The following is a 20621-nucleotide window of genomic DNA, read 5'->3' as shown; positions in this document are numbered from 1 at the left end:
CTATTCTTCTCCAAAAGTGATGATTTTAAAATTGAAATCCAGTGGCTTCAGCTCCTGCAACAGGGTATCGATCAAAACGGGACCATATTCGTCATAATATTCTGAAAAATTCACCTGTCTTTCCTGAAGGCTTCGATTAGGGAACAATTCATTCTGAAGTTTGGAAATTCGTTCGACCTCGTCTTTGAGTTTGCGCTTCTGGGCTTTTAACAGGCGCTTTTCAAGATTATCGAGTCCTTTTAATTGCTTTACTTCCTGTGCCTTGACAGCTGAAAGAAAAGTAGGATCGGTTTGCTCGGCCAGGTTATAAAGCTCCTCAAATTGAGCTACGAGATGTTCTTTCTGAGGATCGAAATTGATATCGATATTCGAAATTTCCCGAACCTTCCTATTGATGAGTTCATGCTGCTTCAGGAACAGCTCCTTCAGCTCGATATGCAGTTTTTTTCGTTTGTCGTTTTGCTTGCGTGATTGCAGTAAGGCGGAATTCCGAAGTAACAGGATCGGAAAAGTGATCTTTTCAGCTTCGAAATACTTTTTCAGTTCAAACCAGTAAGCAAGTTCACCGCCTCCACCGATATAACACAGATTGGGCAAAATAACTTCCTGATACAGCGGTCGCATTACCACATTCGGGCTAAAACGCTCGGGATGATCTTCCAGTTCTTCCAGGAGTTCTTCGCGGCTCCAGTTTATTTCAGTCTCATGCACATAATAGCGATCATCGCGCAGGATGATTCGCTCCCGAAGTTCTTCAGTTAGATAAAAAAGATTGATCTCCCTGGGATTCACCTGGAGCGCATATCCCAGCTTCTCAAGTTCTTCCAGCGTCCCGGCGGTGGCTTTACTGGACGTTTGCTCCAGCAATTCAGTTTTGGCGTAGGCCTGAAAATAGGTTTTGAGGCGCGAATCCTCCGCATCCAGGATCACCAGGCCTTCTTTCCCAAACAACTGGTTGGCGATAAATCGAGTGGCATCGGTAAGATTTTCATGTTTCAGATAGCCATCAGAAAAAAGTTTCTTCAGGTATTCAGCATTTTCCCCGCCTCCCAATTCTGCGGAAAACAACTCAAAGACCTCGTCCAGACCACTGATTTTCAAATAGCCCACGGCGGTCTTCCCGGCCCGCTCATCAGCATTATTCCACTTGAATTTTTTTCCGTGTAAATTGAAGTAATTGATCTCCTCAAAATCATGATCTTCTGTCGCCATCCAGTAGACCGGGACAAAATTATATTCAGGATAAGCTACTTTCAATTCCTTACAAAGATTGATCGTTGAGATGATCTTGTATAAAAAGTATAGGGGCCCGGTGAACAGGTTCAGCTGGTGGCCGGTGGTAATGGTAAAAGTTTTCTTATCGCCCAGCAATTGCAGGTTTTCCCGGAATGAATCTGTGTGCTCCAGACCTTCATACTGCTTTCTTAAAACCTCCTGAAGAGTTTTCCTGATTTCGTGATCGTAATTAGCCGACTTCTCTTCCAATTGCGGCTCAAATTCGGAAATATCCGGAAAACGATGGTAGAACTTTTTCAGATCTTGCTGTTGATCGAGATAGTCCAGGATAAGTTGGGAAAAGTAGTTGGTTTGGGAATAAGGAATTGTTTCGCTGAGCATTCTTTTTCTTGAAATTTTATGTAAAGATAAAATCTTTTGGAGAGGAAATTAAATGTGGACCAGAATGCAGGTTATGATTAACTAAATTTTAGGGAGCGGGATTATTTAACTAACTTTCAGAAGATCAAATCATCTTTAAAAGTCATCACTATGAAAACACGCAAATTCGGGGTAATTATTGGAGCCCTATTTTTTATACTCACTAGTCTCTCCTGCAGTAAGAGCGATTCCCCGCAACCCGCAGATACCAGAACCTCAGCTGAAGTAGAAGCCGATTTCCAGGCGCTGGATCTTACGGCTGGCACACATGATTTTGCCATTTTGAGCAAGGTGAGCAATGAATGGAATTTTCGGCTAATTGTTCCCGAAAGTGCTTCGGCAACTAATAAACGCCCGCTGATCGTAAATTTACACGGGGCATCTGGCGGGGATACCAACGCCCATAAAACTACCAGTTGCTATGCAGAGCCAGGATTTGCAAGTCTGGACCCGATCATTTTGAGCCCGAATGCCGGTGCCCAACTGTGGATTAGCACACGCAACCAGGAAATGGTCCTAACCTTAATAGAGCTTAGTGTGAAATATCTTCCGGTAGATACTTCTAAGATCGTCATAACCGGATACAGCAATGGTGGCAACGGGGCCTGGTTCTTTTCCGAAACGCAGCCCTCGATCTTTTCAGCCGGGATTCCCATGGCGAGCTCTTATAATACCTTTGGGACAGACGGAAATGCCCGTAAGATCAACACACCTCTCTATGAAATTCACGGTGAAAATGACGAACATTTTCCTTTAGAAGAAACTCAGGCATGGATAGAAGCTACAAATAATGCCGGTAGTAATGTAACTTTAAAGGTTGCTGAAGGTCTTACTCATAATGAGCCCTGCGAATACGTTCCTTACGTGGAAAATGCCGCAGACTGGCTGGTAAATGAAATCTGGTAAAATATTAGTCCCTTTTTGGTTAATTTTGAGTTCCGCAAACTAATTATTGAAATAATCCTGAATGAAACATTTTTACACCCTAAGCTTTCTTTTTAGTTTTTTTATTGCTGCTTCCCAAAATCTTCCTGCTCCCGCAGAATTTCTCGGCTATGAACTGGGCAGCCAGTTCACCCGGCATTCACAGGTGGTGGATTATTTTGAGGAAATTTCAGAAAAATCGGCGATGGTACAGCTTCACCAGTATGGCCAAACCAATGAGCGCAGGCCGCTGATCTATGCCACGATCTCTTCGGAAGAAAATATTAAGAATATTGAAGAAATCAGGCAAAATCACCTGAATAATGTGTCGAACACCGATTCCTCAACCGACAAGGCGATTGTTTGGCTGAGCTATAACGTTCACGGCAACGAGGCTTCCAGCACCGAAGCTGCGATGAAAACCTTGTATACCCTGATCACCCAGAAACAGGATTGGTTAAAAAACACCATTGTGATCATAGACCCCTGTATCAACCCAGATGGGCGCGACCGTTACGTGAACTGGTATAACCAGGTAAAGGCGGCGCCTTACAATGTCGATCCCGCTGCTGCCGAACATCATGAACCCTGGCCGGGAGGAAGACCCAATCATTACCTTTTTGATCTGAACCGTGACTGGGCCTGGGCGACGCAGGTTGAAACGCAAGCCAGGTTAAAGGCTTACAATGCCTGGATGCCGCACATCCATGTAGATTTTCACGAACAATACATCAACGATCCGTATTATTTCGCACCGGCTGCCGAGCCATTTCACGAAATCATCACTCCGTTCCAGAGAGATTTTCAAACCCGAATAGGAAAGAACAATGCTAAATATTTCGACCAAAATGGCTGGTTATACTTCACCGGTGAGCGATTTGACCTGCTTTACCCTAGTTATGGTGACACCTATCCAACTTATATGGGAGCCATTGGAATGACCTACGAACAGGCAGGACACGGCATGGCAGGCCTGGGGATCCAAACGAACGAAGCGGCCGTCCTGACTCTGAAAGATCGCCTCGAACATCATTTTACTACCGGAATTTCCACCGTGGAAGTGGCTTCTCAAAACTCTGACGAACTATCGGCGAATTTCAGGAAGTATTTTGAAACTGCAGATTCTCGTTATAAGAGCTATGCCCTTTCAGGTAATGCCGATCGTCTCCAGAAACTGACGGAACTGCTGGATCGTCACGAGATCACCTATTCCTACAAAAATTCAGGAAAATTAAGTGGTTATAACTACCAGCAAGCAGGAAACCAGTCAGGAAACTTTGAAAAAAATACGTTAGTGGTTTCTACCAACCAGCCTAAAGGCAAGATGGTCAAAGTGCTTTTCGAACCACAAACAAAACTGACAGATTCAGTTACCTATGATATTACGGCGTGGAGCCTACCCTATGCTTATGGCCTGAACACCACGGCCAGTACCAGCACCATTCAGGCAGGTGAAAATGCAAACTTCGGAAACATCAGCAATACCGTGAATCCGTCAGGAGTTGGTTATTTGTCTAAATGGAACAGTATGAACGATGCGGCTTTCCTAGCAGCTTTGCTTCAGCAGGAAATCAAAGTTCGTTTCAGCGAAACAACATTCAGCAGTCAAAATGAGCAATTTGAGCCTGGTAGCCTGGTGATCCTGAAATCAGATAACATGAACCTACAGGATTTTGATGAGAAAGTGGTTTCGATCGCCAATGAGCATAAGCGAAAATTGACCAATGCCGCTACCGGTTTTTCCACTTCCGGGCCCGATTTCGGCTCTTCCAGCATCAGCATCCTGAATCCTCAGAAAGTGGCGCTGCTAAAAGGTGACGGCGTTTCGTCATTGAATTTTGGTGAGATCTGGTATTATTTCGAGCAGGATCTCCAATATCCTGTCACTCCAGTAGATACCGACTATTTTTCTTCTGTAGACCTGGATGAATTTGATGTGCTGATCATGCCTTCCGGACGATATCGTTCGCTTCTGAATGAATCAAACCTGGAAAAGATCAGCAGTTTTGTGAAAAAAGGCGGAAACCTGATCGTGCTCGAAGACGCCATAGCTGCATTTGAAGGAAAAGAAGGCTTCGGAATTACCAAAAACGAGCAGGCAAAGAAAGATTCGACCAAAGTGGAACTTATCCCCTACGCCCAGCGCGAACGCGAAAGCATTAAAGACCTGATTACCGGCAGTATCATTCGAACAAAGATCGACAATACCCATCCGCTGGCTTTTGGTTATCCCGATACCTATTTTAGCTTGAAACTAACCAGCGACAGCTATGCCTTCCTTAAAAATGGAAATAACGTGGGGGTTATTCAACAGCCGGAAGTCGTTTCCGGTTTCGCCGGAAGTAACGCTATTAAAAACCTGAAAAATTCCCTGGTTTTCGGGGAACAGCCAATGGGTCGCGGGAGTATAATTTACCTGGTTGACAACCCTCTTTTCCGGGCGTTCTGGGAAAATGGAAAGCTCTTTTTCGCCAATGCCATATTTTTCACCAACAAAACCGGATATTCTTATAACTAAGCTGCTATGAAATTATTAAAAAATTGTGCGATTTGTTTCCTGATGCTTTTCGTAAGCATGGCCTATTCCCAACAGGAACAGAATTTCACTGTTGATTTTGAAACATTTAATCTTGAAAACGGGCTGAAGGTCATACTTCACCAGGATCATTCAGATCCCGTGGTCGCTGTGGCTCTCACTGCCCATGTGGGTTCGGCAAGAGAAAAAGAAGGCCGTACCGGGTTTGCCCATCTCTTTGAGCACCTGCTTTTCCTGGAATCTGAAAACTTGGGAAAAGGCGGCCTGGACAAGCTCAGTGCCCGTATTGGAGGCTCCGGGGCCAATGGTTCCACCAGCCGTGATCGAACCAATTATTTCCAGACTGTTCCAAACGATGCATTAGAAAAAATGATCTGGGCCGAGGCCGATAAACTGGGTTATTTTATCAATACAGTCACCGATCCAGTTCTGGCAAAGGAAAAACAGGTAGTGAAAAATGAAAAGAGGCAGCGGGTAGATAATCGCCCATACGGTCATACTTTTTATGTGATCGACAGAAATCTTTATCCCGATGGCCACCCGTATTCCTGGGAGGTGATTGGTAGCCTGGAAGATCTCCAGAACGCTACACTTCAGGATGTAAAGGATTTTTACAACCGCTGGTATGTTCCCAACAACGTGATCCTGACGATTTCAGGAGATTTTGACAAGGAACAGGCAAAAGAATGGGTGCATAAATATTTTGATGAGATCCAACGAGGCCCGGCGATCCCCGAAATGAAAAAGCAACCGGTAAGCCTGGCCAAAACCAAAAAGTTATATTACGAAGACAATTTCGCCAAATTGCCGGAACTTACTATGGCCTGGCCTTCGGTGTATTCGTACCATCCAGATTCTTATGCCCTGGACATTCTTACCAGCTACCTTGCAGATGGGAAAAATGCGCCTTTATACAAGAAGATCGTTGAGGAAGACCAGTTAAGCGGCCGGGTGAATATGTACGATTATACTTCAGAACTGGCCGGGCAACTCATGCTTCAGGTGCGGGCTTATGAAGGGAAAGACCTGGATTCTGTGGCTATGGCTATAGAGGAAGTTTTTTCAGAATTCGACCAAAACGGAATTCCGGAGGGCGACCTGAAAAGGATCAAGGCCGGGCTGGAAACCCGCTTTTACAATTCCATCAGCAGTGTACTGGGAAAAGGTTTTCAGCTCGCGCAATACGAGATATTTGCCAAAGACCCCAATTATATTAATAAGGAAGTGGAAAAAATGCGTGCCGTTACGGCTGATGATGTCTTGGAGGTCTTCCGAAAATACCTAAAAAACAAGGCCTTCATCGCGACCAGTTTTGTACCGAAAGGCCAGCAATCACTTGCGCTCGAGAATTCTTCCGAAGCCAAGGTCGTGGAAGAGAAAATTGTTGAAGGCGCGGAAGAGGAAGTTGACCCGAACCAGGATGTAACTTATGAAAAGACGCCTTCCAGTTTTGACCGAAGCGTGGAACCTCCTTACCACGGAAGCCCGGAACTCCAGGTGCCAAAAGTTTGGGATGACCTGATGCCTTCGGGAATGAAGGTGCTTGGAATTACCAATACAGAAGTTCCGCTGGTGCAGTTTAGCCTGGATATCAAAGGCGGGCAATTGCTCGAGAGTAAAAAGACTGCTGGCGTGGCTCATATGCTGGCCGAAATGCTTACAAAGGGAACCGCTACTAAAACGCCGGCAGAACTGGAGGAAGCCATTGAAATGCTGGGTGCTTCCATAGATGTCGTAGCGCAACCGGAGAAAATTTCGATCTACGGAAATACGCTTTCCCGAAATTACCAGCAAACCATGGAACTGGTTCAGGAATTATTATTGCAACCACGCTGGGATGAACAGGAGTTTGAATTGCTGAAAAAACAGGTTTTAAGTCAGTTACAGCAGCAGGCGGCAGACCCTAATGATATTGCTGAAAATGAATTTCGCAAACTGATCTACGGGGAGCAATCAATTCTTTCTTATAACGAGCTTGGAACCGCAGAAACTATCGAAAACCTGAAACTTCAGGATGTGAAAGATTTTTACAAGATCAGCATCTCTCCTACTGTGGCGACCTATCTGGCCGTTGGGGACATCAGGCAGGAGGAGGCCGTTAAATCACTTCGGAACATTTCAGCAAATTGGGCGCCGGTAAGTGTGGACTTCCCTAAAATTCCGGAGCCACAAAAACCCGAAACTTCAAGGGTTTATTTTTATGACGTTCCGGGAGCCAAACAATCGGTCTTTATGTTTGGAGCACCGGCAATGAGCGCCAAAAGCAAAGATTTTTATCCTGCAGAAGTGATGAATTACCGTCTTGGCGGCGGCGGATTTGCTTCCCGACTCACCCAGGAACTGCGGGAAGGAAAAGGTTATACATACGGAATTCGTTCGCGATTCCTGGATCGTAGTTACACCGGGCCTTTTGTGATCTCCAGTGGTGTTCGCAGCAATATCACATATGAAGCAGCCGAACTGGTCAAGCAGATCCTGGAAGATTACCCGTCAACTTTTAGCGGCGAAGACCTGGAAGTTACCAAAAGTTTTATGGTCAAAAGCAATGCCCGCAAATTTGAAACCCTGGGTGCCAAACTGGACATGCTCAGCCAGATCAGTGATTATGGTTATGATTACGATTACATCAAAAAACAGGAAGGTCTGGTGAACAATATGAGTTTATTGCAAATTCAGGAACTGGCAGAAAAATATGTGAATCCTGATAAAATGTATTTCCTGATCGTTGGTGATGCGGAAACGCAATTAGACAGACTTTCGAAACTGGGACTGGGAGATCCCATTCTTTTAGATCCTGAAACGGGAGAATAACAAATTTTATCAAAGCTTTAAACATTGGCGGGAGTTGGTTCTTCCGCCTTTTTTATATCTTGTTCTCCCACCAAACCGAAAAAATTGTCCAAGAAAACTTCATATTTTCTTACCGGGGGAATCATTCTGCTGCTGGTAATCTCATATTTCATCATTCCCGATTTTCAGGATTTCATCAATAAAACCTGGAATGTTCTGTGGAGTGAAGACAAGGAAAAGATTAGGAGCTATTTTAAAGATTTCGGCTTCTGGGGCCCGCTAGCAATCATTGTGGTGATGGTGGTGCAGATTTTCCTGGTCATTTTCCCGTCCTGGCTGCCCATGATTGTGGCGGTTCTTGCCTACGGTTTCTGGGGTGGTGCGGCTATTTCGATCGCCGGGGTATATTGCGCTTCGACCATTGCTTTTTACCTGGGGAAATTCCTGGGAGAAGATCACCTGGAACAGCTGCTGGGGGAATCCAAGAACAAAAAAGTGGAATACTGGGTGTCTAATTATGGATTTTGGACCATTACCATCTTCAGGGTTTCTCCCTTTTTATCAAACGACGCCATCAGTATCATCGCGGGAATGCTCAGCATGAAGTACCGCAAGTTCATTCTCGCCACCCTCGCCGGGATCATCCCGCTGGCATTTGCCATTGCTTATTTCGGGGAAGATACGGATACCCTGAAAAACGGGCTTTACTGGATTGGCGGTGCGGGCATTCTGATCTACGGAATTTATGTTTACATCGACCATCGGAAAAACAAATATCCACAGAAATCTTAACGGCTTTTATCATTTCTTTACCATAGGTATAAGACAATCTACCCTCAGAATCTCTTAATTTTCAGAAACCAAAAACTGAAATGATGAGTTATTACCAGAAAATTCAGCAAATCTTAGGAGACAAATCATCGTATTACCTGGACCATACCTGTGAGAAGATCAGGAGAAACAGGCTTAGCCTGCCTTCGTTTGATTCTGTAGAGAATTTTCAGGATTCTGATCGAAATGTGCAGGTTCTAAAAAGTCTTTCCCAGCTTTAATCACGGAAATCTTGCTCATACCGGCTACCTGAATATTCTTCCCATTGACCAGGGAATTGAACATTCCGCCGCATTTTCGTTTTACAAGAATCAGGATTATTTTGACCCGGAAAATATCATCAAGCTTGCCATCGAAGCAGGTTGTAATGGGGTAGCTTCGACTTTTGGAGTGCTGGCGCTCCATGCCAGGAAGTACGCACATCGTATCCCCTTTGTAGTGAAGATCAACCATAACGAATTGCTTACCTATCCCAACAAATACGACCAGATTCCCTACGGAACGGTAAAAGAAGCCTGGAACATGGGCGCAACGGCCGTAGGTGCTACGATCTATTTTGGTTCCGAAGAAAGCAATAAACAAATCGTCCAGATCGCTGAAGCCTTTGAAGAAGCACACCAGCTGGGAATGGCCACTATTCTCTGGTGTTATACGCGAAACGAAGCCTTTAAGACCAAACAGGAAGATTACCATTTTTCGGCTGATCTTACCGGCCAGGCCAACCATCTTGGGGTGACGATCAAAGCCGATGTGATCAAGCAGAAACTTCCTGTTACTAATTTCGGATATAAGAATATCAACTTCGGAAAATTTGATGATGAAATGTATGACAGCCTCACGACCGATCATCCCATCGATTTATGCCGATTACAGGTCGCCAACTGTTATATGGGGAAAATTGGTTTAATCAATTCTGGTGGTGGATCTGAAGGAGAATCTGATTTTTCCGAAGCGGTAAGAACCGCTGTAATTAATAAGCGCGCCGGTGGATCGGGATTGATCATGGGCCGCAAAGCTTTTCAGCGGCCGTTAAAAGAAGGAGTCGAAATTTTAAATGCCGTCCAGCAGGTTTATCTCGAAGAAAAGGTCACTATTGCGTAAGCATTTCGGCAGAACCAAATTCTTTATAAAACCTGGAAATATCTTCGGATTGAAAATTTTTCAATTCCAACATGGTTCTAGATGTGTCTCGCAATTAAATAATTTATTTGTTATCGGAAATCGTAACGTTCCTTATTTCTGAAAACTGGTATTTCTTTCTCTTTTTGGCATAGAGTTTTACGGTAATTTGTTCCTTGTTCCACTCTATTTATTCAGTAGTCTCCTGCCGGTATCCGCTGATGAAGTAGAGAATTGCTGTTACTAGGTACAATCCGGGAACAATGAAATAGCGGTTCCCTGCAAATTCTACAGGCGTTTTTGTCAATAACATTCCTACAGCTAAAGAAAGCCATACAAAGCCAGGAATTAGCCAGTAATTCTTTTTAAAGAAACTGAGATGCCTTTATATTCTGGTCATTTCCAATTGGTTTATTCCAACATGACCAAAAATACTCCATGTTTAGTTTCCGGTTCGTACCTGAAGTGGTTTGCGTTTTGGCTTTTCCACGTTCGCATTCACCGGGACTCCGTACAGGTCAAAATCAGCCGCTTCCGTGATTTGAATGTCATAGTATTCACCGGTCTTCAAATAGATTTCCGAAGCTTCGATCAATACTTCATTATCCACATCTGGCGAGTCGAACTCGGTTCTTCCAACAAAATAATTCCCATCCTTACGGTCAATAACTACTTTGAAGGTTTCTCCAATCTTCTGCTGGTTCAGTTCCCAGGAAATTTGTGACTGAATCTCCATAATTTCATTTGCCCGTGCCTGCTTCACCTCTTCCGGAACGTTATCCTCAAGATTATAAGCATGCGTATTTTCCTCATGAGAATAGGTAAAACAACCCAGTCTTTCAAAACGCATTTCTTTAACCCATTCTTTCAGCTCCTGAAAATGCGCTTCGGTTTCACCGGGATAACCCACAATCAAGGTGGTTCTAATGGCCATTTTCGGAACGCGATTACGGAATTCTTTCAGCAGGTTTGTAGTTTTTTCATGCGTGGTTCCACGACGCATCGACTTCAGAAGATCATCAGAAATATGCTGCAGTGGAATATCCAGGTAATTACAGATTTTCGGCTCTCTTTTCATCACCTCCAGCACATCCATCGGGAAACCGGTTGGAAAGGCATAATGAAGCCTGATCCACTCAATACCTTCAACCTTCACAAGGTTTTCCAGCAACTCGGCAAGGTTTCTCTTTTTATAAAGATCCAGGCCGTAATAGGTCAGATCCTGGGCAATAAGAATCAATTCTTTTACTCCATTGGCAGCCAGTTTTTCAGCTTCTCTGACCAGGTTTTCTATCGGAGTACTTCTATGCTTTCCGCGCATTAATGGAATAGCACAAAACGAACATGGTCGATCACAGCCTTCGGCAATTTTTAGATACGCATAATTTTTGGGAGTGGTAGTCAATCGCTCCCCAATGAGTTCATGCTTATAGTCGGCTTCCAGGGCCTTTAACAAAGCTGGCAATTCGGTAGTTCCGAAATACTGGTCTACATCTGGAATTTCCTTCTGAAGGTCTGGCTTGTAACGTTCACTTAAACAGCCCGTCACAAAGACCTTGTCTACCTCACCCTGTTCCTTGCGCTCCACGAACTCGAGAATGGTATTGACCGATTGTTCCTTGGCATTGTCAATAAAACCACAGGTATTGATCACCACGATATTTCCTTCCTCTTCATGTACCACATCCTTGTTATTGGCCTTCAACTGGCCCATGAGCACCTCGCTATCGTACACGTTCTTACTACAGCCAAGGGTCACCACATTGATCCGGTTCTTCTTTCTCGATTTCGTTCTCATGCAAAAATTTTGGTGTGCAAAGATAAGGTGTAATTTTTATACACCTAATTTTAAGCCGATTAAACTTTTGAAGTAACTTCGTGTTTCACAACCGTTTTTCAAAATGAAGTACAGGATCCTGATTTTCATATGGATATTGTCCCTTTTCACCTGCTGTTCTTCGGAAGGTGATACTACGGCCACGCCCGAACCGGAACAGGAACTCTATTTTCCAGATTCGGAAAACTGGGAAAGCACTTCTCCTGAAGACTTAGGTTGGAATACCGAAAATATTAATGATCTGATCAATTTCCTGGACAACAGTGGCACCAAAGCTTTTATAATTCTGAAAAATGGCAAAATCGCACTGGAATGGTATGGAAACGGTGAAGACAGCAGTTCCAATCTCCCATGGAATTCTGCCGGAAAAACTCTATCCGCTTTCCTGATGGGCATTGCGCAGGAAGAAGGTTATTTATCACTGGAAGAAAGTTCCAAAAAATATCTTGGCGCCGGCTGGAGTAGTCTTACCGCTGAACAGGAAGCTCACATCAGCATCTGGAACCATATTACTATGACCACCGGGCTGGATTACCAGGGCGATACTTTTTGTTATGACCCGGAATGTCTTACCTACCTCAATGAACCCGGAACTTTCTGGTACTACCATAATGCACCATATACGCTTACGCAGGATATTATTGAAAATGCCGTGAACAAAGATTTCCGAAGTTATTTCAATGAGAAGCTCAGAGACCAAATTGGGATGAACGGTGCCTGGATCACTTTAGGTTATAATTACGTGTATTTCAGCAATGCCAGGAGTATGGCTCGCTTTGGTCTACTTTGTCTTAACGAGGGAAACTGGAAGAATGCTGAAATTATGACCGATAAATCCTATTTTTCGGAAATGCTTCATACGAGCCAACCTTTAAATCCTTCATACGGCTACCTCTGGTGGCTCAATGGAAAAAGTAGTTTCCGGCTTCCGCAGAGCAGTAGTTCGTTTCAAGGCTCCATTATTCCAAATGCCCCTGATGACCTCGTGGCAGGTCTGGGTGCCAATGACCAGAAATTATATATCAGCAAAAGTCTTAAGCTGGTGGTGGTGAGAATGGGAGCCAGTGCGGGAGAAACACAGCTAGGGCTAAGTTCCTACGATGACCAGCTCTGGGAAAAACTCCAGAAAATGATCAATTAAAATACTGGTGCAACTGCAACATCCAGTCTTTCTCAAAATACCGGATGGCGCTGATCACGATGATCCCGGCAATGACATAAGCCCAGTGATATTTGTCGTTTTTAAGGATGTACAATCCAACAGCCGTGAATATAAGATACGGGAGGCAGAGTATGAGATTCGCGTAGAGCCAGGCTCCCTGGAAGATCGCCAGTAATTTCATAACAATATAGAAAATGCTGTAAAAGAAAATGATCTTGGAGATCGTAACCAGGTATCGCTGCGAGAGTTTACTCATCGTAATCCTGTGGGGTTTTTCGGCGTTTGGTTTCCTGCTCGTACACATAGGCCCATTTCAACAGGTCCTGTTCAGAAAAAGGTTTCCCGATAATGGTAAGTCCTTTTGGAGCGCCAACCTTCGTATAACCCATAGGGATCGTAATCGCAGGATATTTTGCCACTGCGGCAAAACCAGCATGGTAATTATTGATGGAAAGGATTCCATCCAGGTTATGTTCCCTCATCGGCTTTTCCAGGAATCTCGTTCCATTGGTCTTCAACGTGTCCTTGATCGCGGCAAAATCTTCTTCGGAAGCTGAATCATCTACAATTCCCTGGAATAATCGTTGCCCGTAAGGTGCTCTTTTCAGGGTGTCTTCAGAATTATATTCCATAACATCCTGAACATTTTTTAAACCAACATCCCCACCGTAGTTTTCAAAATAAGATGGCAGGTCTTTTTTCATATCCAGGTTCAGCAGGCGCACGAAATTGGGCAAATTGATCTCTTCAGCCTCATATTCCACTATTTCTGCCCCGGCCTTTTTCAGGTCGTTGATCGCCCGAACGTACAGGCTGTCTTCCATCAGTCGTATAATAGCACCGAAGCGCTTACCGCTAAGGTCTGCCTGGGTAATTTCAGTATAATCAAAAGCGGGTTTGGCCGCCATTTCAGAAGCGGGGTCTTCCGGATCAATTCCAGACATCGCTGAAAGTAAGATCGCATTATCTATCACCGTACGGGTCATGGGGCCAGGTGTATCCAAGGTACTGGAAATTGGCACAATTCCGCCACGACTTAATAAGCCGATTGTCGGTTTTAAACCTACAATCGAATTCTGGCTGGATGGTGAAAGTATCGACCCCGAGGTTTCTGATCCTACCGCAACCGGCGCCAGGTTTGCCGCCACGGCCACACCGCTACCGCTGCTGGAACCACCGGTATCGAATTTCTTTCTTCCGTAAGGATTGAGCGTTTGCCCGCCAACCGCTGAATAGCCGCTGGGACAATCGCCACAAAAGAAATAAGCCCATTCGCTAAGGTTTGCTTTTCCTAGAATCAGCGCACCATTTTCTTTCAGTTTTTGCACGATAAAAGCGTCCTGGGTCTGGTTATTTTGGAGAGCTGCAGCTCCGGCGGTGGTAGCCATAGCTTCGGTATCGATATTATCTTTTAGCAACACAGGAATTCCGTATATCGCATGAGGATCTTTTGCATTTTTAAGGTCCTCATCTTTTTGCCGTGCTTCCGCCAGCAGGTTTGGATTGAGAGAAATAACCGAATTCAGAGAAAAGTCATTATTGCGGTCATACTCCCTGATCCTGGTAAGATAGAACAATGCGAGCTCTTCGTAGGTAAGCTTTCCGGCTGAGACGGCTTCTTGAATCTCCGGGATGGATTTTTCATAGACGTAACCTCTTACTTCTTCATATACTTCCGCAGTCATGCTGTCCAGGTCTTTTTCAAAAGGCTTCCAAAGACTATCATTATCGATAAATTTAGAATCGACCACCTTAAAGTCCATTTCTTTAATGGTATCTCTTGGATTCTCTACATTTTGTTCTTCGGAAACAGTATCTGCTTTTTTATCGTCCTTGCAGGAAACAAGCAAGCTACCGGCTATAAAAAGAAGTAAAAGTTTTTTCATGCTATTATTTAAAGAAAGAATCTACAAATTCGAATTTGTTGAAAACCTGAAGGTCATTGATGCCTTCGCCCACGCCAATATATTTGACCGGGATTTGAAACTGATCGCTTATACCAATCACCACACCACCTTTCGCAGTACCATCCAATTTGGTTACGGCCAGCGAGGTTACTTCAGTAGCCGCAGTAAATTGTTTTGCCTGTTCGAAAGCGTTCTGGCCTGTGGAACCATCTAAAACCAATAGCACTTCGTGAGGCGCTTCAGCAACGGTTTTCTGCATCACTCTTTTGACTTTGGAAAGTTCCTTCATCAGGTTCACTTTGTTATGAAGTCGGCCTGCGGTATCGATTAAAACCACATCGGCATCCATTTTTACGGCATGTTGAATGGTATCAAAAGCTACGGAAGCCGGGTCGCTACCCATTTTCTGCTTAATAATGGGCACATCACAGCGATCTGCCCAGATCTGCAATTGATCTATCGCGGCAGCCCGGAAAGTATCTGCAGCGCCAAGCACCACTTTTTTACCCTGATTTTTGAACTGATGAGCCAGCTTCCCAATGGTAGTGGTCTTTCCTACGCCATTTACTCCCACCACCATGATCACATAAGGGCGTTTATCTTTTGGAATCGTTAATTCGGAATACTCCCCGGTGTTGGTTTCAGAAAGCAATGCGGCGATCTCTTCACGAAGGATCTGGTTCAGCTCATCGGTGCCCAGGTATTTGTCGCGTGCTACTCGCTCTTCAATTCTATTGATGATCTTAATAGTTGTAGCCACGCCCACATCGCTGCTAATCAGCACGTCTTCCAGGTCATCCAGTACTTCCTCATCAACTTTAGACTTACCGGCGACCGCCTTGCTCATTTTATCAAAGAAGCTGCTCTTCGATTTTTCGAGGCCTTTATCGAGGTTCTCTTTTTTTTCTTTTGAAAATATCTTTTTAAATAAACTCATGTTTTTTCGGCAGGTGTTAAACAACAAAGAAGGCTGTAAACCTTCTGATTGTGGCATAAATATACATAAAAACAAAAAGCCGTCCAGAAGAAAATCTGAACGGCTCTAAAAGTAAGTTTGTTCCGCTTCCGGAATGATTATTTCTTGTTAAGGAAGTCGTTTACGTCCTCCGGAGCCATGATCGCTTCTACGAAAGTATAGGCACCGGTCTTTTCAGATTTAACCATTTTGATTGCTTTGGTTAATCTCTTAGATCCTGTTTGAATAGATGCTACTGATTTCTTTGCCATGACTCAAATTATTTAATTTCTTTATGAACCGTCATTTTCTTTAGAACAGGGTTGAATTTCTTCAACTCCAGTCTATCCGGTGTATTCTTTTTATTCTTTGTTGTAATGTATCTTGAAGTACCTGGCTGCCCAGATGCTTTATGTTCTGTACATTCAAGGATTACCTGAACTCTGTTACCTTTCTTTGCCATTTTGAATGTTTTTTATCGGATTATTTCTTAAGAAATCCTTTAGCTCTTGCCTCTTTAATCACGGCAGAGATTCCTTTCTTGTTGATATCTTTTAATGCAGATGTAGATACTTTTAAAGTTACCCATCTGTCTTCTTCAGGAATATAAAAACGCTTCTTTACAAGATTCGCGTTAAATTTACGCTTCGTCTTGTTCATCGCGTGAGAAACATTGTTCCCAACCATAGCTTTTTTCCCGGTAAGTTCACAAACTCTTGACATTGCTTCTATACTTTTCTCGTTATTTCAAAACAGGCTGCAAATTAACGATTTTTTATCCTAACAGACAACAAATTATCGAAAAAAAATTTGAGCTTCGTTTTTTCTTCGGAAGACGGCAAATTTACAGCGCTCACAGGAGTTCCCAAAATTAAAAGTTTTCTACTGACTTTCTTTTTCGTGCAGAATAGCCTTCAGGATTAATTCCATCGACTTATTAACGGTTTTGCCCACCACTTTTTCCCGATGATTCCCGAAATTGAATTTCTCAGAATAAGTTCCTGAAGGTGTGGCGATTCCGATAAAAACTGTTCCCACATCCGCATCGCTATCCCCTTTCGAAGGTCCGGCATTTCCGGTAGTGGAAATAGCAAAATCAGCATGCATTTTTTCACGTGCCTTTTGTGCCATGGCTTCGGCCACTTCCCCACTTACCACTGAAAATTGATCGACCAGCTCCTGCTCTACCCCTAAAATTTCCACCTTGGAACGGGTGGCATAACAAACCAGGCTTCCCATAAAATATTCCGAAGCACCGGGATGTTCCGTAAATAAAGAGGCAAGGCGACCACCGCTACAACTTTCTGCCGTAGCCAGCGTCCAGCGATTTTCTTTCAAAACTCTCCCGATAGTCTCTTCCAGGGCGTTTTCTTCTTCGTAACCATAGATGATATCGCCAATGATGCCATGCAGTTTTTGCACCTCCTGCTCAATAGCTTTTTCGAGCACCTCTCGATCTTTTCCCTTGGCACTCAATCTAAGCCGTACACGCCCAAGATTAGGCAAATAAGCTAATTTGATGAATTCCGGCAGGCCATTCTCCCAATCTTCGATCTTCTCGGCAATGGCGCTTTCCCCAAGGCCGTAGGTCATTACTGTCTTGTGAAGAATCACCGGCCGAGAAAAAGTTTCTGTAAGCCGCGGGATGATTTCCCGCGCCATCAGCGCTTTCATTTCATATGGCACCCCGGGCATGGAAATAAAGACCTTCCGATCCTTTTCAAACCACATTCCGGGAGCGGTACCATATTCGTTATGAAGCACAGTGGCTTGGGAAGGAACCAGAGCCTGGTCCCGATTAAGGTCTGAGATCGGAGTTTCAATATATTTTTCGAACAAATTCTCGATATGCCGAAGTACCTGCTCATTTCTTACGAGCTGATCATCAAAAAATTCCAGCAGGCATTTTTTGGTAATATCGTCTTTGGTAGGACCGAGTCCACCGGTCACCAGGATCACATCAACTCTTTCCGCAGCTTCTTTTAAAGCGGTGAGAATATGCTGGCGCTCGTCCTGTATGGAGGTAATCTGGTAAACCGAAATACCAATCTTATTCAGCTCCTTCGAAATATAAGCCGAATTGGAGTCAATAATCTGCCCGATCAGGATCTCATCCCCAATCGTAATGATTTCCGCGGTCATTCCAGCTCAAAATCTCGTTTAAGCGCAATGATCGCCACATCTACTTTCTTGGTGATCGCTGCAGAAGCTTCCGGCACCTCATCCTTGCGCTGCCCGTGTTTGGACCAGGCTTCGATAATCTTGATCTGCTCCATAAGATTCAGGCCAAATAATTGAAGATTGGGCTTCATTTTATGGGCATACTGGTACGCCAGCGACGGATTATCATTTTCTATGGCATCATTCATAGCCGCAACATCCGGCGGAATCTCTTCGAGAAAGGTTTGCACTACCACGACCATGAAATCGTCATCGCCGCCTGCCATTTCTTTCACTTCGTCAAGATTATAGCTACTCATGTATTCTATTTTATTTTTATTGAAAACATTTTCTTGTCCTGCAAAAATCCGGTTAACTGATCTTCGGCTGCCACCGGGCCAACGCCAGCAGGCGTTCCGGTGAAAATGACATCCCCGATTTTCAGGGTGAAATACGTGGAAAGATAGGCAATTAATTCGTCAATTTTCCACAACATATGAGAGGTATTTGATTTTTGCACCACCTCCTCATTTTTCTCAAGCCTAAAATCCAGATGGTCCACATCACCTAATTTGGCTTTATTGATCCACTTGGAACCAATTACCGCGGCTCCGTCAAAGCCTTTGGCTTTTTCCCACGGAAGCCCTTTTTCCTTCAGTTTTTGCTGAAGATCACGCGCCGTAAAGTCAATACCCAGCCCGATCTCCTCATAATATTTATGGGCGAATTTCGGCTGAATGTGTTTCCCAATTTTGTTGATCCTGACCAGAACCTCTACTTCATAATGCACATCAGTAGAGAAATCTGGGATAAAAAAAGGTTGTTTTTTCAGTAAAACCGAGGTATCGGGCTTCATGAACAAAACTGGTTCATCCGGCTTTTCATTGGCCAGCTCCGCAATATGCTCGGTGTAATTTCGGCCTACACAAATAATTTTCATCAGTCGGTAAATTTAAGTTTAAACACAGGGGAAGGTATTTTATTTCCGAAGAATTTAGCGCTCAGGTCCCAGTTCTCTATTCGCACCCAACCGCCGGGCCCGTAGTAATAAATTGCATTGTCGTAAAATCTTGGCTGCAGCGATCCCAGGTAAATGGGTGCATATTTGGTGGTTTTATAGTTGGTTGCGACCAGACTGTCATTAATGATATAGTCTTTGACCTCGGAAAACTGGTTTTCCTTGATAAACAGGTGCTCGAGACCAATAAATATCCCTTCCTTGGGAATACGGATCTTTTCTTTCAGCAGGTCCAGTCTCATCCTGGATTTTCCCGAAGCTTTGGTAAGCAGTTTTCCACCGGGAATTTCGTCACCGGGTTGCCCGTTTTTAGCTACTTTATAAAAATGCAATCTGAATTTGGGAGCAATTCCTTTTTGATCTGAAGTTTGATAAAAATAGATGGTCAATTCTTCGAGAAAACAAATGTCCTGGAATTTTTCCGGTTTTTCGATCTTCCTCGCCAGCACCGACGGGTACAAACCTCCGTTCAGATTGCCAATTCCAATCGTTTGCAAGCTCCAGTCGGGTTTCTGGGTGTAACGTGTATTGCGTTGTATCTTCCCCACAAAAACCTCGCTCAATTCTTCCGTTTTTGGCGACAGGTACACCAGACCTTTCGCCAAGGAGTTCAATGTTACCTCCTTTGACTGAAAACCCAGGTAAGTGAGCCTGATCTTTTCATTCATGATACTGTCTGGCACCTGGAGCGCGTAAAATCCGTCTTTATTGGCTGATGCCCCCAGCGATCTGGAAGTGAGCACCATGTTCACATACGGGAGCGGCTTTTTCGTATCCATGCTCAGCACCCGCCCCTTGATGAGGCTTGTTTGCGCAACCGCACTAACTGAGAGCAGAAGAAGCAGGATAAAAATTCTCAAATTCAGGAAAGTTTATTGTTCAGTTTCCGCAGTTTGATGGCTGTTAATACTTTTTTGGTGTAAAGCGGGAAATCGGCATTTTGGATCCAGCCAAAGTAACCCGGTTCTTCCTCAAGCACCTGCTCCACGTTCTTACCTTTATATTTTCCAAAACCAAATACTTCTTTTCCTTTCTTGTCGTAGTGAATAAATCCGGCAAAATCAGCGAAACGCTTACGCGCGCTAAAATCTGCCAGCCACTTCATATCATTCTGAAGATCATCATATTTGTCTAATTGCGACTTGAGTACCTCATAGGTCGCCTCGGTATCTGCCGAGGCCCTGTGTGCATCTTCGAGATCCCTTCCGCAGTAAAACTGGTAAGCTGCAGAGAGCGTGCGCTGTTCTTTCTTATGAAAAATGGTTTGTACATCAACGGCGACCACATTTTTCATTTCAAAATCGATCCCGGCACGAAGCAATTCTTCGACCAACAGCGGAATATCAAAACGGTTCGAATTATACCCGCCCAGGTCACAGCCCTTGATCAGGTCATGCACCTTCGAGGCCAGTTCTTTGAAAGTTGGTTCGTTGGCCACTTTTTCATCTGAAATTCCATGGATGGCTACCACCTCAGCGGGAATCGGCCTTTCCGGGTTCACCAGCCAGGTGTGACTCTCCTTGTTTCCATTAGGAAAAACCTTCAGGATCGCGATCTCTACAATGCGATCATTGGTAATGTTCGTTCCGGTAGTTTCCAGGTCAAAAAAACAAATTGGCTTGGTGAGTTGAAGCTCCATAAATCAAATTTTTGGTAAAGTTACTATAAAATGCTTTTGGGAAAAGTACGCAGGGCTCTAAAAAGCAAAAGCCACGAAGATCGTGGC

18 protein-coding genes and 1 pseudogene are annotated in these 20621 nt (G+C 44.2%); 6 read left to right on the top strand and 13 right to left on the bottom strand.

Translation table 11 applies throughout. The features are described from left to right. Positions 1–1617 (bottom strand): bacillithiol biosynthesis cysteine-adding enzyme BshC, encoded by a 1617-nt coding sequence (gene bshC, locus GRFL_RS12730; RefSeq protein ID WP_083644987.1) that lies wholly within the window; start codon positions 1615–1617, stop codon positions 1–3. Positions 1618–1767: 150 nt separating this feature from the next. On the opposite strand from bshC, the gene GRFL_RS12725 reads away from it, so the two are divergent. The 5 genes and pseudogenes from GRFL_RS12725 to GRFL_RS12705 all read left to right on the top strand — a co-directional run bounded on the left by GRFL_RS12725 (position 1768) and on the right by GRFL_RS12705 (position 9838). Beyond that, positions 1768–2562, top strand: coding sequence for a carboxylesterase family protein (locus GRFL_RS12725; RefSeq protein WP_083644986.1), 795 nt, complete (start codon positions 1768–1770; stop codon positions 2560–2562). A gap of 61 nt (positions 2563–2623) precedes the next feature. After that, entirely contained in the window at positions 2624–5098 is a 2475-nt protein-coding gene (locus GRFL_RS12720) for a M14 family metallopeptidase (RefSeq protein ID WP_083644985.1), read from the top strand. Positions 5099–5104: 6 nt separating this feature from the next. Next, positions 5105–7927 (top strand): M16 family metallopeptidase, encoded by a 2823-nt coding sequence (locus GRFL_RS12715; RefSeq protein ID WP_083644984.1) that lies wholly within the window; start codon positions 5105–5107, stop codon positions 7925–7927. Positions 7928–8011: 84 nt separating this feature from the next. Then, a complete protein-coding gene (locus GRFL_RS12710; protein WP_139839229.1) occupies positions 8012–8698 on the top strand; it encodes a TVP38/TMEM64 family protein in 687 nt (228 codons plus the stop codon). 83 nt (positions 8699–8781) lie between these two features. Continuing rightward, positions 8782–9838 (top strand): annotated as a pseudogene (locus GRFL_RS12705) (class I fructose-bisphosphate aldolase). 460 nt (positions 9839–10298) lie between these two features. Here GRFL_RS12705 and rimO read toward each other — a convergent pair. Then, positions 10299–11654 carry a 30S ribosomal protein S12 methylthiotransferase RimO gene (gene rimO / locus GRFL_RS12700; protein WP_083644982.1) on the bottom strand — a complete coding sequence of 452 codons (1356 nt, stop codon included), beginning with the start codon at positions 11652–11654 and terminating at the stop codon, positions 10299–10301. Positions 11655–11757: 103 nt separating this feature from the next. On the opposite strand from rimO, the gene GRFL_RS12695 reads away from it, so the two are divergent. Next, complete coding sequence (locus GRFL_RS12695; protein ID WP_083644981.1) at positions 11758–12834, top strand: serine hydrolase domain-containing protein; 1077 nt, start codon at positions 11758–11760, stop codon at positions 12832–12834. On the opposite strand, the gene GRFL_RS12690 is transcribed toward GRFL_RS12695, so the two are convergent. The 11 genes from GRFL_RS12690 to GRFL_RS12640 all read right to left on the bottom strand — a co-directional run bounded on the left by GRFL_RS12690 (position 12827) and on the right by GRFL_RS12640 (position 20534). Continuing rightward, complete coding sequence (locus GRFL_RS12690; RefSeq protein WP_139839230.1) at positions 12827–13111, bottom strand: hypothetical protein; 285 nt, start codon at positions 13109–13111, stop codon at positions 12827–12829. The two genes, GRFL_RS12695 and GRFL_RS12690, sit on opposite strands and share 8 nt — an antisense overlap. Beyond that, on the bottom strand, positions 13104–14741 hold the full coding sequence (locus GRFL_RS12685) for an amidase family protein (protein WP_083644979.1): 1638 nt from the start codon (positions 14739–14741) through the stop codon (positions 13104–13106). The genes GRFL_RS12690 and GRFL_RS12685 overlap by 8 nt, the downstream gene beginning before the upstream one ends. A gap of 4 nt (positions 14742–14745) precedes the next feature. Next, entirely contained in the window at positions 14746–15699 is a 954-nt protein-coding gene (gene ftsY, locus GRFL_RS12680) for a signal recognition particle-docking protein FtsY (RefSeq protein ID WP_083646120.1), read from the bottom strand. Between the two features lie 137 nt (positions 15700–15836). Further along, positions 15837–15989 (bottom strand): DUF4295 domain-containing protein, encoded by a 153-nt coding sequence (locus tag GRFL_RS12675; RefSeq protein WP_083644978.1) that lies wholly within the window; start codon positions 15987–15989, stop codon positions 15837–15839. Positions 15990–15997: 8 nt separating this feature from the next. Continuing rightward, on the bottom strand, positions 15998–16180 hold the full coding sequence (gene rpmG / locus GRFL_RS12670; protein ID WP_083644977.1) for a 50S ribosomal protein L33: 183 nt from the start codon (positions 16178–16180) through the stop codon (positions 15998–16000). 20 nt (positions 16181–16200) lie between these two features. Next, positions 16201–16440: a 50S ribosomal protein L28 gene (gene rpmB / locus GRFL_RS12665; protein ID WP_083644976.1), complete on the bottom strand. Its 240-nt coding sequence runs from the start codon at positions 16438–16440 to the stop codon at positions 16201–16203. A 159-nt stretch (positions 16441–16599) separates the two neighbouring features. Then, complete coding sequence (locus GRFL_RS12660) at positions 16600–17859, bottom strand: competence/damage-inducible protein A (RefSeq protein WP_083644975.1); 1260 nt, start codon at positions 17857–17859, stop codon at positions 16600–16602. Further along, positions 17856–18197: an Hpt domain-containing protein gene (locus GRFL_RS12655; protein ID WP_083644974.1), complete on the bottom strand. Its 342-nt coding sequence runs from the start codon at positions 18195–18197 to the stop codon at positions 17856–17858. Before GRFL_RS12655 ends, GRFL_RS12660 begins: the two co-directional genes overlap by 4 nt. Positions 18198–18202: 5 nt before the next feature. Beyond that, positions 18203–18817, bottom strand: a complete 615-nt coding sequence (locus GRFL_RS12650; RefSeq protein WP_083644973.1) for a fumarylacetoacetate hydrolase family protein — start codon at positions 18815–18817, stop codon at positions 18203–18205. Then, complete coding sequence (locus tag GRFL_RS12645; protein ID WP_083644972.1) at positions 18817–19755, bottom strand: carboxypeptidase-like regulatory domain-containing protein; 939 nt, start codon at positions 19753–19755, stop codon at positions 18817–18819. The genes GRFL_RS12650 and GRFL_RS12645 overlap by 1 nt, the downstream gene beginning before the upstream one ends. Before the next feature lie 2 nt (positions 19756–19757). Further along, positions 19758–20534 (bottom strand): 3'-5' exonuclease, encoded by a 777-nt coding sequence (locus GRFL_RS12640; protein WP_083644971.1) that lies wholly within the window; start codon positions 20532–20534, stop codon positions 19758–19760. Positions 20535–20621 lie beyond the last annotated feature (87 nt).

It is taken from the genome of Christiangramia flava JLT2011, assembly GCF_001951155.1.
In the GTDB taxonomy this organism is placed as follows: Bacteria; Bacteroidota; Bacteroidia; order Flavobacteriales; family Flavobacteriaceae; genus Christiangramia; species Christiangramia flava.
This window is presented reverse-complemented; position numbering and strand designations above follow the sequence as displayed.

What these genes read in the sequence shown, in the direction of transcription:
- bshC (WP_083644987.1), bottom strand. Translation starts at nt 1,617, where the DNA reads ATGCTCAGCGAAACAATTCCTTATTCCCAAACCAACTACTTTTCCCAA.
- GRFL_RS12725 (WP_083644986.1), top strand. Translation starts at nt 1,768, where the DNA reads ATGAAAACACGCAAATTCGGGGTAATTATTGGAGCCCTATTTTTTATA.
- GRFL_RS12720 (WP_083644985.1), top strand. Translation starts at nt 2,624, where the DNA reads ATGAAACATTTTTACACCCTAAGCTTTCTTTTTAGTTTTTTTATTGCT.
- GRFL_RS12715 (WP_083644984.1), top strand. Translation starts at nt 5,105, where the DNA reads ATGAAATTATTAAAAAATTGTGCGATTTGTTTCCTGATGCTTTTCGTA.
- rimO (WP_083644982.1), bottom strand. Translation starts at nt 11,654, where the DNA reads ATGAGAACGAAATCGAGAAAGAAGAACCGGATCAATGTGGTGACCCTT.
- GRFL_RS12695 (WP_083644981.1), top strand. Translation starts at nt 11,758, where the DNA reads ATGAAGTACAGGATCCTGATTTTCATATGGATATTGTCCCTTTTCACC.
- GRFL_RS12690 (WP_139839230.1), bottom strand. Translation starts at nt 13,111, where the DNA reads ATGAGTAAACTCTCGCAGCGATACCTGGTTACGATCTCCAAGATCATT.
- GRFL_RS12685 (WP_083644979.1), bottom strand. Translation starts at nt 14,741, where the DNA reads ATGAAAAAACTTTTACTTCTTTTTATAGCCGGTAGCTTGCTTGTTTCC.
- ftsY (WP_083646120.1), bottom strand. Translation starts at nt 15,699, where the DNA reads ATGAGTTTATTTAAAAAGATATTTTCAAAAGAAAAAAAAGAGAACCTC.
- GRFL_RS12675 (WP_083644978.1), bottom strand. Translation starts at nt 15,989, where the DNA reads ATGGCAAAGAAATCAGTAGCATCTATTCAAACAGGATCTAAGAGATTA.
- rpmG (WP_083644977.1), bottom strand. Translation starts at nt 16,180, where the DNA reads ATGGCAAAGAAAGGTAACAGAGTTCAGGTAATCCTTGAATGTACAGAA.
- rpmB (WP_083644976.1), bottom strand. Translation starts at nt 16,440, where the DNA reads ATGTCAAGAGTTTGTGAACTTACCGGGAAAAAAGCTATGGTTGGGAAC.
- GRFL_RS12660 (WP_083644975.1), bottom strand. Translation starts at nt 17,859, where the DNA reads ATGACCGCGGAAATCATTACGATTGGGGATGAGATCCTGATCGGGCAG.
- GRFL_RS12655 (WP_083644974.1), bottom strand. Translation starts at nt 18,197, where the DNA reads ATGAGTAGCTATAATCTTGACGAAGTGAAAGAAATGGCAGGCGGCGAT.
- GRFL_RS12650 (WP_083644973.1), bottom strand. Translation starts at nt 18,817, where the DNA reads ATGAAAATTATTTGTGTAGGCCGAAATTACACCGAGCATATTGCGGAG.
- GRFL_RS12640 (WP_083644971.1), bottom strand. Translation starts at nt 20,534, where the DNA reads ATGGAGCTTCAACTCACCAAGCCAATTTGTTTTTTTGACCTGGAAACT.